This is a genomic window from Pseudomonas sp. WS 5411 (assembly GCF_012985595.1).
GTDB lineage: Bacteria > Pseudomonadota > Gammaproteobacteria > Pseudomonadales > Pseudomonadaceae > Aquipseudomonas > Aquipseudomonas shahriarae.
The window spans coordinates 580486-595351 of sequence record NZ_JAARMC010000001.1; the positions used below are offsets into that span (position 1 = coordinate 580486).

General features: G+C 61.3%; 15 protein-coding genes. 3 read left to right on the top strand and 12 right to left on the bottom strand.

From position 1 onward, the window contains the following. Positions 1 to 27: 27 nt before the first annotated feature. The 3 genes from clpB to rluD all read right to left on the bottom strand — a co-directional run bounded on the left by clpB (position 28) and on the right by rluD (position 4431). On the bottom strand, positions 28 to 2592 hold the full coding sequence (clpB, locus tag HBR93_RS02640) for an ATP-dependent chaperone ClpB (protein ID WP_057441075.1): 2565 nt from the start codon (positions 2590 to 2592) through the stop codon (positions 28 to 30). A gap of 154 nt (positions 2593 to 2746) precedes the next feature. After that, on the bottom strand, positions 2747 to 3472 hold the full coding sequence (gene pgeF, locus HBR93_RS02645) for a peptidoglycan editing factor PgeF (RefSeq protein ID WP_169959786.1): 726 nt from the start codon (positions 3470 to 3472) through the stop codon (positions 2747 to 2749). Beyond that, positions 3469 to 4431: a 23S rRNA pseudouridine(1911/1915/1917) synthase RluD gene (gene rluD, locus HBR93_RS02650; RefSeq protein WP_029292014.1), complete on the bottom strand. Its 963-nt coding sequence runs from the start codon at positions 4429 to 4431 to the stop codon at positions 3469 to 3471. Before rluD ends, pgeF begins: the two co-directional genes overlap by 4 nt. Positions 4432 to 4580: 149 nt before the next feature. Here rluD and HBR93_RS02655 point away from each other — a divergent pair, with 149 nt between their 5' ends. After that, entirely contained in the window at positions 4581 to 5606 is a 1026-nt protein-coding gene (locus HBR93_RS02655; protein WP_057441077.1) for an outer membrane protein assembly factor BamD, read from the top strand. A gap of 127 nt (positions 5607 to 5733) precedes the next feature. Continuing rightward, entirely contained in the window at positions 5734 to 5967 is a 234-nt protein-coding gene (locus HBR93_RS02660) for a PP0621 family protein (RefSeq protein ID WP_057441079.1), read from the top strand. A gap of 27 nt (positions 5968 to 5994) precedes the next feature. Here HBR93_RS02660 and thiO read toward each other — a convergent pair whose 3' ends face one another. From thiO to pilV, 5 genes are read right to left on the bottom strand one after another with little or no spacing between them, the layout of a single operon-like run. Further along, on the bottom strand, positions 5995 to 7095 hold the full coding sequence (gene thiO, locus HBR93_RS02665; protein WP_169959787.1) for a glycine oxidase ThiO: 1101 nt from the start codon (positions 7093 to 7095) through the stop codon (positions 5995 to 5997). A 59-nt stretch (positions 7096 to 7154) separates the two neighbouring features. Then, positions 7155 to 7553, bottom strand: coding sequence for a type IV pilin protein (locus HBR93_RS02670; protein WP_115129030.1), 399 nt, complete (start codon positions 7551 to 7553; stop codon positions 7155 to 7157). A 12-nt stretch (positions 7554 to 7565) separates the two neighbouring features. Next, positions 7566 to 8063, bottom strand: coding sequence for a PilX N-terminal domain-containing pilus assembly protein (locus HBR93_RS02675; protein ID WP_169959851.1), 498 nt, complete (start codon positions 8061 to 8063; stop codon positions 7566 to 7568). 34 nt (positions 8064 to 8097) lie between these two features. Further along, entirely contained in the window at positions 8098 to 8805 is a 708-nt protein-coding gene (locus HBR93_RS02680; RefSeq protein WP_057958395.1) for a hypothetical protein, read from the bottom strand. Then, a complete protein-coding gene (gene pilV, locus HBR93_RS02685) occupies positions 8802 to 9230 on the bottom strand; it encodes a type IV pilus modification protein PilV (RefSeq protein WP_262377198.1) in 429 nt (142 codons plus the stop codon). Before pilV ends, HBR93_RS02680 begins: the two co-directional genes overlap by 4 nt. Before the next feature lie 250 nt (positions 9231 to 9480). On the opposite strand from pilV, the gene HBR93_RS02690 reads away from it, so the two are divergent. Then, positions 9481 to 10059 (top strand): GspH/FimT family pseudopilin, encoded by a 579-nt coding sequence (locus HBR93_RS02690; RefSeq protein WP_057444403.1) that lies wholly within the window; start codon positions 9481 to 9483, stop codon positions 10057 to 10059. On the opposite strand, the gene ispH is transcribed toward HBR93_RS02690, so the two are convergent. The 4 genes from ispH to ileS all read right to left on the bottom strand — a co-directional run bounded on the left by ispH (position 10013) and on the right by ileS (position 14860). Beyond that, positions 10013 to 10960, bottom strand: coding sequence for a 4-hydroxy-3-methylbut-2-enyl diphosphate reductase (ispH, locus tag HBR93_RS02695; protein ID WP_057441092.1), 948 nt, complete (start codon positions 10958 to 10960; stop codon positions 10013 to 10015). The genes HBR93_RS02690 and ispH overlap by 47 nt on opposite strands. Positions 10961 to 11081: 121 nt before the next feature. Then, positions 11082 to 11519: an FKBP-type peptidyl-prolyl cis-trans isomerase gene (fkpB, locus tag HBR93_RS02700; RefSeq protein ID WP_169959852.1), complete on the bottom strand. Its 438-nt coding sequence runs from the start codon at positions 11517 to 11519 to the stop codon at positions 11082 to 11084. A gap of 7 nt (positions 11520 to 11526) precedes the next feature. Then, positions 11527 to 12036: a signal peptidase II gene (lspA, locus tag HBR93_RS02705; protein ID WP_057958393.1), complete on the bottom strand. Its 510-nt coding sequence runs from the start codon at positions 12034 to 12036 to the stop codon at positions 11527 to 11529. Next, entirely contained in the window at positions 12029 to 14860 is a 2832-nt protein-coding gene (gene ileS, locus HBR93_RS02710) for an isoleucine--tRNA ligase (protein ID WP_169959789.1), read from the bottom strand. The genes lspA and ileS overlap by 8 nt, the downstream gene beginning before the upstream one ends. Between the last annotated feature and the right edge of the window lie 6 nt (positions 14861 to 14866).

A 14866-nucleotide genomic window follows, 5' to 3' on the forward strand; every position in this document is an offset into this window, starting at 1 on the left:
CTCTGCTCATAACCACCCAATTCGGGCTTAGTGGAAGACGATTTCGTCGTTTTCCACGGTGGCCTTGACGCTGGTCCCCGGGATAAAGCTGCCCGACAGGATCAGTTGGGCCAACGGGTTCTCGATCCAGCGCTGGATCGCACGCTTCAACGGCCGCGCGCCATACACCGGGTCGTAGCCGACGGCGATCAACTTGTCCAAGGCCTCGCTGCTCAGTTCCAGCATCAGCTCGCGCTCAGCCAGACGGCTGCGCAGGCGGCCCAGTTGGATCTCGGTGATACCGGCGATCTGATCCCGCGCCAAAGGCTCGAAGATCACTACCTCATCGACCCGATTGATAAATTCCGGGCGGAAGTGACTGGTCAGCGCATCCATTACCGCAGCACGCTGGCCTTCACGATCACCGACCATCTCCTGGATCTGTACCGAGCCCAGGTTGGAGGTCATCACGATCACCGTATTACGGAAGTCCACGGTACGTCCGTGACTGTCCGTCAGCCGGCCATCTTCCAACACCTGCAGCAACACGTTGAACACATCCGGGTGGGCCTTCTCGACCTCATCCAGGAGGATTACCGAGTAAGGCTTGCGCCGTACCGCTTCGGTCAGGTAGCCGCCTTCCTCGTAGCCCACATAGCCTGGTGGCGCCCCGATCAAACGAGCCACGGAATGTTTCTCCATGAACTCGGACATATCAATGCGCACCATCGCCTCTTCTGTATCAAAGAGGAACTCGGCCAGGGCCTTGCACAGCTCGGTCTTACCCACACCGGTCGGGCCGAGGAACATGAACGAGCCGCTCGGACGGTTCGGGTCGGACAAACCGGCGCGGGAACGCCGCACCGCGTTGGACACTGCCACCACGGCCTCTTCCTGGCCAATCACGCGTTGGTGCAACAGGCTTTCCATACGCAACAGTTTGTCACGCTCGCCTTCCAGCATTTTCGACACAGGAATGCCGGTCCACTTGGACACAACCTCGGCAATTTCTTCCTCGGTCACCTTGCTGCGCAGCAACTGGTTTTCGCTGTGGCCATGCTGGTCGACCATTTGCAGGCTGCGTTCCAGGTCCGGGATCACCCCGTACTGCAACTCGGCCATGCGGTTCAGGTCGCCTTTACGGCGGGCAGCTTCCAGTTCCTGGCGCGATTGCTCGATCTTCTGCTGGATCTGTGCGGAACCCTGCACTTCGGCTTTTTCCGAGGTCCAGATTTCTTCCAGGTCCGAATACTCACGCTCCAGACGGCCGATTTCCTCCTGGAGTTTTTCCAGGCGTTTCTTCGCCGCGTCATCGTCTTCTTTTTTCAGCGCCTGGGATTCGACTTTCAGTTGAATCAGGCGGCGCTCCAGGCGATCCAGTACTTCAGGCTTGGAGTCGATCTCCATGCGAATCCGGCTGGCCGCTTCGTCGATCAAGTCGATGGCCTTGTCCGGCAACTGACGATCAGTGATATAGCGATGGCTCAACTTGGCCGCCGCAATGATCGCGCCATCAGTGATTGCCACGCGGTGGTGGACCTCATAACGCTCTTTCAGGCCACGCAGGATCGCGATGGTGTCTTCTTCGCTCGGTTCTTCCACCAGGACTTTCTGGAAACGACGCTCAAGGGCCGCGTCCTTTTCAATGTACTGGCGGTACTCGTTGAGCGTGGTAGCACCCACGCAATGCAACTCACCCCGAGCCAGTGCAGGCTTGAGCATGTTGCCTGCGTCCATCGAGCCTTCACCTTTACCGGCGCCGACCATGGTGTGCAGTTCGTCGATAAACAGAATGATCTGCCCTTCCTGCTTCGACAGCTCGTTAAGCAGGGATTTCAGGCGCTCCTCAAACTCACCACGGAATTTGGCACCGGCAATCAAGGCCCCCATGTCCAGGGACAGCAAGCGCTTGCCCTTGAGGCCGTCCGGCACTTCACCATTAATGATGCGCTGGGCCAGGCCCTCGGCGATGGCGGTTTTACCCACCCCAGGCTCACCGATCAGCACCGGGTTGTTCTTGGTGCGGCGCTGCAGGACCTGGATGGTGCGACGAATCTCGTCGTCACGCCCGATTACCGGGTCCAGCTTGCCGTCTTCGGCGCGCTTGGTCAGGTCGACGGTGTATTTGTCCAGGGCCTGGCGCGACTCCTCATGATTGGGGTCATTCACCGCGTCGCCGCCGCGCAGGTTGTTGATGGCATTTTCCAGGGCCTTTTTGCTCACGCCCTGGCCCAGCAACAACTTGCCGAGCTTGCTGTTTTCATCCATGGCGGCGAGCAGCACCAGTTCGCTGGAGATGAACTGGTCGCCTTTCTGCTGGGCCAGGCGATCGGCCTGGTTAAGCAGGCGCGCCAGATCCTGGGACATATTCACGTCACCCGTCGGATTCTGGATTTTCGGCAGTTGGTCGAGCTCTTTGCTCAACTCCTTGCGCAGGCTGTTGACGTCGAAGCCTACCTGCATCAACAGGGGCTTGATAGAACCACCCTGCTGTTCGAGGAGTGCCTGCATCAAGTGCGCGGGCTCGATGGCCGGATGGTCGAGGCCAACGGCCAGGGATTGGGAATCCGATAACGCCAATTGTAATTTGCTGGTTAAACGATCAATACGCATTAGTCACCTTCCTTTTGAGCAGGCCGGAGCTATGTGCGAGCGAGCTTGCTCGCGAGAAACGCATCCTGAATGAAGAAACCTGCCAGATACCCCTATAGATGGGGGGGATTCTGGAACATTCAAGCCGGCAATGCTTGATATGGATCAGGAGAGTCTAGCGTTCGAGCCAGATCAGGGAGGCAAATCGACCGGTACGCGGGCTGCGCCGGTAAGAAAAGAAGCGCGGGTCGGTCACGGTGCACAAACCGCCACCGTAGACAGCGGTGATCCCACGCGCAGCCAGGCGCAGGCGCGCCAGCTGGTAGATATCAGCCAGGAACTTGCCAGGGTTGTGGCTGGGAACGAAAGCCTGCGCGGTTTGCGGGTGTTGCTGCATAAAGGCTTCACGCACTTCCGGGCCGACTTCAAAGGCCTTTGGGCCAATCGCCGGGCCCAACCACACCAGTACGTCGGCAGGCGCAGCATCCAGGCTGTCGGCGGCCGCTTCCAGCACACCCGCCGCCAGGCCACGCCAACCGGCATGGGCGGCAGCAACACGAGTTCCGGACTTATTGCAAAACAAGGCCGGCAGGCAATCGGCGGTCATCGCCGTGCAGGCGATGCCGGGCGTACCGGTCCAACTGCCGTCGGCCTCGGCAATCCGTCCCGGATCGGCCTCGACCACGACCACACCATGAACCTGGCGCAACCAGGCGGGCTGGATAGCAAATGCGGCGGTGAGACGACGGCGATTCTCAAGCACAGCTTCGGGGCTGTCCTCGACATGATCGCCTAAGTTGAGGCTGTCGAACGGCGCCAGACTGACGCCGCCCGTACGGGTGGTGACGCAGGCTTTGACCCCGGCCGGCGCAGGCCAGTCAGGAATCAGCCAGTCATTCATCCGACAAAGGCCTCGCGGTCCTGCTTGAGCAACGACAGCAACCAGACAAAATCGTCGGGCAGAGGCGATTCCCAGCTCATCCGCTCACCGCTCGTCGGATGATCCAGTTCCAGGAAGCGTGCATGCAGCGCCTGGCGCGGGAACGACTTCAGCGACTCGACCATGGTCACACTGGCGGCCGGCGGAATACGGAAGCGACCACCGTAGGCCGGATCGCCGACCAACGGGAAGTTGATATGCGCCATATGTACCCGAATCTGGTGGGTACGGCCGGTTTCCAGCTTGACCCGCACATGGGTGTGGGAACGGAAACGCTCCAGCACGCGGTAGTGGCTGACGGCCTGCTTGCCGCCCTCCATCACCGCCATGCGCTGGCGCTGCTGGCCGTGACGACCGATAGGCGCGTTGATCTTGCCACCGGCCACGACCACACCAATCACGATGCACTCATAGATGCGGCTGACACTGCGGCTCTGCAATTGTGTGACCAACTGCGTCTGCGCCTGAATGGTCTTGGCCACGACCATCAGACCAGTGGTGTCCTTGTCCAGGCGGTGGACGATGCCGCAGCGCGGGACATTGATGATGTCCGGCACATGGTGCAACAAGGCATTGAGCAAGGTGCCATCAGCGTGCCCGGCCGCCGGGTGAACCACCAGGCCTGCGGGTTTGTTGATCACCAGGATGTCGTCGTCTTCATAGACGATATCCAGCTCGATGTCCTGGGCGATCCATTCTCCCTGGGCTTCCTGCTCGGCAGTCAGCTCAAGAACCGAACCGCCATGCACTATGTCTCGCGGGCGGATAACCGCTCCATCCACAGTCAGGCGGCCGTCTTTGATCCAGGCGGAAAGGCGCGAGCGCGAGTGCTCAGCGAATAGTTGTGCGGCGACTTGATCGAGGCGTTGGCCGCCCAATTCGGACGGCACCTCTGCGCGAAGTTCAATTTTATCGGACATGCTCAGACTAGGCGTGGCACAGCCTTTGGTTTCGGCTGCGCGCTTGTGGTTAAATACGGCGTCTTTTGCCCCGAGGCTTTCATCGGGGCGCTCATCATAACAGGACGGCCCCGCCCAAGACAGCGGCCGTCATAGGGACGCAAGCCGCCATGCAAGTGAAACACCTGCTGCTGATCGCCATCCTCGCCATGACTGCTGCTTGCTCGTCAACAAAGGACGTCGTCGACGAAAACCTCAGTGAAGTCGAGCTGTACCAGCAGGCTCAGGCCGACCTGGACAACAATAGCTACACAAGCGCCACGGCCAAACTCAAGGCCCTGGAGTCGCGTTATCCGTTTGGCCGCTATGCCGACCAGGCCCAGCTCGAACTGATCTATGCGAACTACAAGAACGCCGAGCCGGAAGCTGCCAAGTCCGCTGCCGAGCGTTTTATCCGCCTGCACCCGCAGCATCCGAACGTGGACTACGCCTACTACCTCAAGGGCCTGACCTCGTTTGACCAGGACGTTGGCCTGCTGGCGCGCTTCCTGCCGCTGGACATGACCAAGCGTGACCCAGGTGCCGCGCGCGACTCCTATAACGAGTTCGCCCAGCTGACCAGCCGCTTCCCCAACAGCCGCTACGCGCCGGACGCCAAGCAGCGCATGATCTACCTGCGCAACCTGCTGGCTTCCTACGAAATCCACGTAGCCCACTACTACTTGACGCGCCAGGCCTATGTCGCCGCCGCCAACCGTGGTCGCTATGTGGTGGAGAACTTCCAGGAAACCCCTTCCGTGGGTGACGGCCTGGCAGTGATGACCGAGGCTTACCAGCGCCTGCACCTCGATACCCTGGCCGCTACCAGCCTGGAGACCCTGAAACTCAACTACCCGGACCACCCTAGCCTGCAAGACGGCCAGTTTGTGCCGCAGGTTGCCGAAGCGGACAACCGCTCGTGGTTGAGCAAGTACACCCTGGGCATGATCGAGTCCCGTCCACCGCTGCCGCCGGGCGAAACCCGCGCCAACCAGGACATCCTCAAGCAGTACCAGGATGCCAAGGACGCCATTCCGTCGGAGCTCAAGCCCCATGACGAGAACGGCGACGTGATCGAGGAAGAAGCACCAGAAGCCCTGGGCAACAACCAGGATCGCTCGTGGTTCAGCTACATGACGTTCGGTGTCTTTGACTGAAACCCGTCTTGGCAGCGCAAGAAGGAGCCCCTCGGGGCTCCTTTTTTCATGGCGCGACTTTATTACCCTGTGCGCCGCTAACATCCTTGGCTAAACTGCCGGATTCCCTGTTGAGAAGCTGCCTGCCATGGTTCGTTTACTGTTCTGGATTGCCCTGATTGCTGCTGCGGTATGGTTCTGGCGCAAGTTCAAGCGCCCCGCTTCGACGCAGCAACAGCCCGGCGAACAAGGCGCCGCGCCGATGGTTCGCTGTGCACACTGTGGCGTGCACCTGCCGCAAGACCGGGCACTGAGCCAGCGCCAGGACTGGTACTGCACCCAGGCGCATCTGGAGCAGGGTCCGAAGTCTATCGAGCGCTGAGTCCTCTGGAACGGTAGGAGACCCGGTTTATATCCGACCAGTGGGCGCGTAAGGGGCCGGGTCGATCACCGGCTCATGCCCCAGCAGCAAGTCAGCAAACAACTGGCAAGACGCAGGCGCCAATACCAGGCCATTGCGGTAATGCCCGCAGTTGAGCCACAGCCCTTCAAACCCTGGCACCTTACCGATATAGGGAATGCCCTCCGGCGAACCAGGCCGCAAACCGGCCCAATGCCCCACCACCTCGGCATCCGCCAGGGCCGGAATCAGTTCCACAGCCGAGGCTTTGAGGCTGTCCAGAGCCGATTCGGTCGGTGTCTTGTCGAAACCTTCATGCTCCAGCGTGCTGCCAATCAGGATATGTCCGTCCCGGCGGGGAATCGCATAGCGCCCCTTCGCCAGGACCATGCAGGACAGAAAGTCCGAAGCACACTTGTACAAAATCATCTGGCCCTTGACCGGCTCCACCGGCAGCGTCAGCCCCAGGCTGGCGAGCAGCTCACCACTCCAGGCACCGGCCGCGAGCACTACCTGGTCGCCTCGCACCTCGCCCTGCGCAGTATTGACCCCGACAATGCTGCCGCCCTCCTGGATAAAGCCCTGTACCGCGCACTGCTCATGCAGGGTCACACCCGGCAATGCCAGCAACGCCGCCTTCAGGGACTTGATCAAGCGTGGATTGCGTACATTGGCCACGTTCGCCATATAGATAGCCTCGGCGAACCCCGCGCCCAATACCGGCACCGCGTCACGGGCGGCCGACACATCCACCTTGCTCAAGGGCCGACCTTCCCGCGCAGCCCAGGCCAGGGCGTCGGCCTCGTCATCGAGGTCCAGCCAATACAGGCCCGTGGTATGAACCTCGGGATCCACGCCGGTAGCCGCAAACAGGCGCAGGGCCAATTGCGGGTAAAAATCCTGGGACCAATGGGCCAGCGCCGTGACGGCCGGGCTGTAGCGCCAGGGGTATAACGGCGAAACAATCCCGCCACCGGCCCAGGAAGACTCCTGCCCAACCGACGAACGGTCAAGCACCACCACCGCCAGCCCTTGGGTTGCCAGGTTGAACGCCGTCAACAGCCCGATAACACCACCACCCACAACCACGACTTGCTGTTGCTTGGTCATTGTTCGATCCAGCTCATAAAAAGAAAGGAGTGCTCCAGGCACCCCGTCGCCCACCAGCGTCATCGCCCCCAGCACTCCTGACGCGTGGTGCCGGGTGCGGCGCCGGGATTGGCCCGCGCGCCAGTGCTGGTCAAACTGAACTCACCACAAGGATCACCCAGCATCGCGTCAGCAAAAGGCGTCGCGGTCAGGGTGAAATCCTGGGGGTTCAGCATCACCGTAATTCTATAGCGATCATTGCCGGTGCTGACGCCGCTGGCATCAATAAAAGTGCCATTTCTCACGTAATAGCGCTCCAGATGCTGGGCTTGCTCCGTGAGCAGCCCGACGATTTCTGTGCGGTAAGCCTTTTTCACGTGGGCGGCGTACCCCGGATAGATCACCGCCGCCAAGGTGGCAATGATCGCCAGCGCGATCAATAACTCGATCAAAGTGAACCCCTTGCAATTGCCGCTCATCGTCATGATCACCTACTGGAGTTGTCGCCATAGAATTCGCCGGAATCGCTCACTGGCATCAGCATCCGCGGCTACCCGCGCATAGACGCTTTCCAGAACGGTGCGCGATTGGCCACTGATCCCCACTGCCGTAACCCGATACAACGTCGCCGGGGTGTCGGGCGGCAAATGTGCCAACCCGCTAGCGGGGCCGAGGTTCTGAATACCGTACACACCCGCTTTCATGCCGACCCAGGTGATAGCCGAGACTGGATCGACGCCTGGCTGGCTGATGGCATACGCCTCGTTCGGCGGGGCACAGGTCACCAGCGACTGACAGGCCGGCAAACCGAACCCGCGCGCCTGTACAGCCGACTCACCGCGCCTGAGCCCGCTTTCGGCCGCCTGGAACGATTGGTTGCGATGCCTGAGGCTGCCGGCGAGCTGTTCCTGCGACGTCGCGCCCTGCATCGAAGCCAGGCCGATAACCGTCAACAACAGCAGCAATACCAGGCTGATCAACAGCACCATGCCGCGCTGCCCAGGGGCCGGTACCCGGCACTCGCTATTCAAGACGATTACGCACGGCAGCGACGACGCTGTAGACCTGGTCCCGCACGCGACCAAGCGGATCGCGCAGCGTCAACATCACCCGCACACTGCGGATCAGCGACTCGTCGCCGGGATGGCTGTCATAGCGGCTCACGACACTGGACCCTGGCCGGCTGGCCACCCCGAAACTCAACTCAAACGCCCCCACGTTATCCACCAGCACCGCCTTGGCCGGCGTTGTCGGAGTGCTGAGCTTCAACTGCCCTGACTCAAAGGTGTAGGTCAGTTTGCGAACCGGGAAAGCAATCTGCCCAGGACCAGGCTTGGGCGGTACCCCCGAGTAGGCCTGGGCGCTGTCGACACAATTACTGAGCACGGTCCAGTCGGGCCGACTGCCCTGACCGCCGACATCGCCAGTGACCAGGGTCAGGCTGGTTGAGGCACCGCTGACCGCCACACTGATCGGCGTGGAAAAGTCAGCCGGCGCCTGAACAATCGCGGGAAGGGACAGGCAACCGAACATCCCCGCCAGGCGAATCTCCTGAATCATCTTGCCCAGGACAAATCGCCCATCATCCTGCAACAACGCCGAGGCATGCTGGCTGGCTGCGGTGCTTCGGGCGGCCAGCGTTACCTGGACGGCTGCCAGGACCACCACCAACCCCAGGGTCGCCGCCAGCAATGCCTCGACCAGGCCAAAACCCGTACTGGAGCGCCTCATCGCGCAGGCCTCGGATCGACCGCGACGCGACTGGTCAGGGTGAATGTTTCCCGGGCGCCGCCGGCATGGGCTGCGCGTGAGTCGTCCCAACTGATGCTGATGGTGACTTCGCGCTGGCTGATCGCAATCGAACCTTTGGCGGTATCACCGGCCAAGTGGCGGATATTGGCCTCGAAGTCGTGCAAGTCCAGGTCCCGGACACTCGCGGCCAAGGTGTTGGCGAGCGAGATATCGTCGCCTCCCCAGGAATAGTCGGCGGCGGCATTGGCGCGAATCCGGTCGAGCATGTCGTAGGCAACAAAGCTCGCCTGGCTGATCATCCTGGAACTGTCGGTGTACTTGAGCGCATTCAGCTGGATCAGCCCGGCCCCCAGCAGGCCAACGCCGAGAATCAACAGCGAAACCAGCACTTCGATCAGGCTCATACCGATCTGTTGCGTGTCGGTCGGGGGTGTACAAGACGTTACCAGGCAAGCTCGCATAGCCGTCGTCATCCTTGTCGAGGGTCATCCAGACGGCCGAGATAGCCGTGCATTGCCCAAGACTAGCGCCGCTGTTGTCGTCGCGCTGCCCCTCGGAATAAAGGGAAATACTTTGGACAGGAAGGCCATCACTGCCCCCGCACGCGGTGCCGCTATAACTAGTTCAGGCACACGGTCCACGGAGGGACGAGGTATGAAACAACGCGGCTTCACATTGATCGAATTGCTGCTCGGCTTGATCGTCAGCGGCATCCTGGCGCAATTGGCGGTACCCGGCTTCAAGAGCCTGCTGGACTCACAAACGCGACTGAGCGCCGCGCAGACACTGGCGTCTGGCTTGCGCTACGCCCGCACCCAGGCCATTGCGCGCAATCGAACGGTGATCATCCACGCGCTGGATGATGACTGGAGTCGGGGCTGGAGGGTGGTGGTGGACATGAATGGCCGCGGTCATCTGGACGACGACAACCCGGTACTGCTGGAACGCCAGGACAATGGGCGGATCCCCATTGTGGGCAATACCCCGGTGCGCACGCAGATTCGCTTCAGCGGTTTGGGCGAACCCCTGCTGTCTGCGGGTGGGTTTCGCGCCGGCACCGTGCATGTGTGCTCAACGGACCAGCCGCTGAGCCTGCATCAAGTGGTGCTGGCGCCCACCGGCCGCATCAGCCTGCGCAGCGACAAGGCCGAGCAGGCCTTGTGCCGGGGCTACGATGATCTGGGGCTCAGAGCAGCGAACGAACCCGCAGCTCCTTGGGCATGGAGAAAGTGATGTTCTCTTCGCGCCCTGACAACTCGTCGGCACCTGTCGCGCCCCACGCCTGCAACTGCTGGATCACGCCACGTACCAGGACTTCCGGCGCCGAGGCGCCCGCAGTGATGCCAATGCGCTCGACACCGTCGAACCAACTGCGCTGCAGGTCTTCGGCACCGTCAATCAGGTACGCCGGGGTAGCCATGCGTTCGGCCAGTTCACGCAGACGATTGGAGTTGGAGCTGTTAGGGCTACCGACGACCAGCACCACGTCACACTCGTCGGCCAGTTGCTTGACGGCGTCCTGGCGGTTTTGCGTGGCATAGCAGATGTCGTCCTTGCGCGGCCCACCGATGGCAGGGAAACGGGTACGCAGGGCGTCGATGACCCGGCTGGTGTCATCCATCGACAAGGTGGTCTGGGTCACGAATGCCAACTTCTCAGGGTTATGCACTTGCAACTCGGCGACGTCTTTTTCGTCTTCCACCAGGTAGATCGCGCCGCCATTGCGGGCGTCGTACTGACCCATGGTGCCTTCGACTTCGGGGTGACCGGCGTGGCCGATCAGGATGCACTCACGGCCGTCGCGGCTATAGCGCGCCACTTCGATATGCACCTTGGTCACCAGCGGGCAGGTCGCATCGAAGACTTTCAGGCCACGGCCTGCGGCTTCGGTGCGCACTGCCTGGGAAACGCCATGGGCGCTGAAGATAACGATGACGTCGTCCGGCACCTGATCCAGTTCTTCGACAAAAATGGCGCCACGGGCGCGCAGGTCTTCGACCACGAACTTGTTATGGACCACTTCATGGCGCACGTAGATCGGCGGGCCGAAGACTTCCAGGGCGCGATTGACGATTTCGATCGCCCGGTCCACCCCGGCGCAGAAGCCACGGGGGTTGGCGAGTTTGATTTGCATGCTGGGCCTCGTGTCTTTGTGGGAGCTGGTCTGCCTGCGATAGCAACGCCTCGGTGCAACTGGTACACCGAGGCGTTGCTATCGCAGGCCAGCCAGCGCCTACAGGAACCGGTTTCGTCAGTTAGAGCGCTTTAACGTCGATGATTTCAACATCAAAGGTCAAGGTCTTGCCGGCCAACGGGTGATTGAAGTCGATGGTCACCTGAGTGTCATCGAAGGTTTTGACCACACCGGGCAGTTCGGTATTCGCCGCATCGTTGAAGATCACCAGCAAGCCTTCCGACAGCTCCATGTCCTGGAACTGCGAACGCGGGATGATTTGTACGTTCTGCGGGTTGGGCTGGCCAAAGGCGTTTTCCGGCGGGATCTGCAGATTGCGCTTGTCACCGGCCTTGAAGCCGAACAGTGCCGTCTCAAAACCCGGCAGCAGGTTGCCATCGCCGACCTTGAAGGTCGCCGGGGCTTTATCGAACGTGCTGTCGACCGTGTCGCCATTCTCCAGGCGCAGTGCGAAATGCAAGGTGACTTCCGTGTTCTGGCCAATGCGTTGTTCGGCCAATACTTGTTCAGTCATTTACGGCTTCTCCGGGCTTGTTGCCCTTGAACATATCCAGCGCCAGCATGATTGCGCCAACGCAGATGGCGCTGTCGGCAAAGTTGAACGCCGGGAAGTAATGGCGGTTCTGCCAATGCACCAGAATGAAGTCGATCACATGGCCCAAGGCGATGCGGTCGTACAGATTGCCCAGCGCACCGCCCAGCACCAGTGCCAAGGCGATAGCCAGCCAGGTGTCATTGCGGCCCAGGCGCTTGAGCCAGACCACCAGCACCGCACTGACCACCACAGCGATCAGGGCGAACAGCCAACGCTGCCAGCCACCACCGTCAGCGAGGAAGCTGAAAGCGGCACCGGTGTTATAGGCCAGGGTCCAGCTGAAGTAGTCAGGAATCACCACGATCTGCTGGAACATTTCCAGGGTGCCCTCGAAGTGAGCCTTGCTGACCTGGTCGATGACCAGGACCAGCAAGCTCAGTACGAGCCAACCCAGACGTCCGAAACGGCTGGATTTAGGCATAGTGGCGAACCTCACCGGCACCGCTGATGTTGTCGACGCAACGACCGCAGATTTCCGGATGCTCCGGGTTCACGCCAACGTCTTCACGGCAGTGCCAGCAACGGGCGCACTTGGCGAAGGCGGACTTGACGACCTTGAGCTTGAGGCCCGGGACTTCGGTCGCGACCGCATCAGCCGGGGCCTGGGCGAAGGGTGCCAGGCTGGCTGTCGAGGTGATCAGCACGAAGCGCAGTTCGTTGCTCAATTTGCCCAGGTCGGCGGTCAGGCCTTCCTCGGCAAACAGGGTGACTTCGGCCTGCAGGTTGCCACCGACGGCCTTGGCCGCACGCTGGACTTCCAGTTCCTTGTTCACCGCAACCTTGACGGCCATCACACCTTCCCAATACTCGCGGCCCAGTTCGAAGTCGGCCGGCAATTCGGTCAGGCCTTCGTACCAGGTGTTGAGCATTACGGACTCGTTACGCTCGCCCGGCAGGTATTCCCACAGCTCGTCGGCAGTGAAGGCCAGGATCGGCGCGATCCAGCGCACCAGCGCTTCGGAGATGTGGTACAGCGCGGTCTGCGCCGAGCGGCGGGCCTTGCTGTTGGCGCCGGTGGTGTACTGGCGGTCCTTGATGATGTCGAGGTAGAAACCACCCAGCTCCTGCACGCAGAAGTTGTGGATCTTCGAGTAGACGTTCCAGAAGCGGTATTCGCCGTAGTGCTCCTGCAACTCACGTTGCAGCAACAGGGTACGGTCCACAGCCCAACGGTCCAGGGCGAGCATTTCCTCGGCCGGCAGGATGTCGGTGGCCGGGTTGAAGCCGGTCAGGTTCGACAACATGAAGCGTGCGGTATTGCGGATACGGCGGTAGGCATCGGCGCTGCGTTGCAGGATCTGCTCCGAAACGGCCATTTCACCCGAATAGTCGGTGGAAGCTACCCACAGACGCATGATGTCGGCGCCCAGGGTGTCGTTGACCTTCTGCGGCGCAATCACGTTGCCCAGGGACTTGGACATCTTGCGACCGTTCTCGTCGACGGTGAACCCGTGGGTCAGCAGCTCGCGGTACGGGGCGTGATCGTCGATGGCGCAACCGGTCAGCAGGGACGAGTGGAACCAGCCACGGTGTTGGTCCGAGCCTTCCAGATACAGGTCGGCGCGCGGGCCGGTCTCGTGACCCATCAGGTGCGAGCCGCGCAGCACGTGCCAGTGGGTGGTACCCGAGTCGAACCACACGTCGAGGGTGTCGCTGATCTTGTCGTACAGCGGCGCTTCGTCACCAAGCAGCTCGGCAGCGTCCAGCTTGAACCAGGCTTCGATACCTTCCTGCTCCACACGCTGGGCCACCACTTCCATCAGTTCGACGGTGCGTGGGTGCAGTTCGCCGCTTTCCTTGTTGAGGAAGAACGGGATCGGCACGCCCCAGTTACGCTGGCGGGAGATGCACCAGTCGGGACGGTTGGCGATCATCGAGTGCAGGCGCGCCTGGCCCCAGGCCGGGACGAACTTGGTGTCTTCGATGGCTTTGATCGCACGCTTGCGCAGGGTTTCGCCGGCGACAGGCTCTTTGTCCATGCCGATGAACCACTGCGCGGTGGCGCGGTAGATCAGCGGGGTCTTGTGGCGCCAGCAGTGCATGTAACTGTGCTTGATGGTTTCGGTGTGCAGCAGCGCACCGACTTCCGACAATTTGTCGATGATCGGCTGGTTGGCCTTGAAGATGAACTGGCCACCGAAGAACTCCAGCGACGGCACGTATACGCCATTGCTCTGCACCGGGTTGAGGATGTCATCGTTGACCATGCCATAGGCTTTGCAGGTCACGAAGTCGTCCACACCGTAGGCCGGCGCGGAGTGAACCACCCCGGTACCCGAGCCCAGTTCGACGTAGTCAGCCAGGTACACCGGCGACAGACGGTCGTAGAACGGGTGACGGAAGTTGATCAGCTCCAGCGCGGAGCCCGTGGTCGTGGCGATCACCGAACCTTGCAACTCGTAGCGAGTCAGGCAGGCCTCGACCATTTCCTCGGCCAGCACCAGCAGGCGGTCACCGACGTCCACCAGGGCGTAGGTGAATTCCGGGTGCACGTTCAGCGCCTGGTTGGCCGGGATGGTCCACGGGGTGGTGGTCCAGATCACGATGGCGGCGGGCTTGGCCAGGCCTGCCAGGCCAAAGGCCTCGGCCAGCTTGGCGTCGTCGGCAATCGGGAACGCGACGTCGATGGTCGAGGACTTCTTGTCTTCGTACTCGACTTCCGCTTCGGCCAGGGCCGAGCCGCAGTCAAAGCACCAGTTCACGGGCTTGAGGCCCTTGAACACGAAGCCGCCCTTGACGATCTCGGCCAAGGCACGGATTTCCCCGGCCTCGTTCTTGAAGTTCATGGTCTTGTACGGGTTGTCCCAGTCGCCCAGCACACCCAGGCGGATGAATTCGGACTTCTGCCCTTCGATCTGCTCGGTGGCGTAGGCGCGGCACAGCTCGCGGGTCTTGTCGGCGCCCAGGTTCTTGCCGTGGGTCACTTCGACTTTGTGTTCAATCGGCAGGCCGTGGCAGTCCCAACCCGGGACATAAGGCGCGTCGAAGCCCGAAAGGGTTTTCGAGCGGATGATCATGTCCTTGAGAATCTTGTTCAGCGCATGACCGATGTGAATCGTGCCGTTGGCATAAGGAGGGCCGTCGTGCAGGACGAATTTCGGACGATCCTTGCCAATCTCGCGCAACTTTCCGTACAGGCCAATACTGTCCCAGCGCTGCAGGATCTGCGGTTCGCGCTGTGGCAGGCCGGCCTTCATTGGGAAGGCGGTGTCCGGAAGGTTTAGCGTGGCTTTATAGTCGGTCATTTAAGG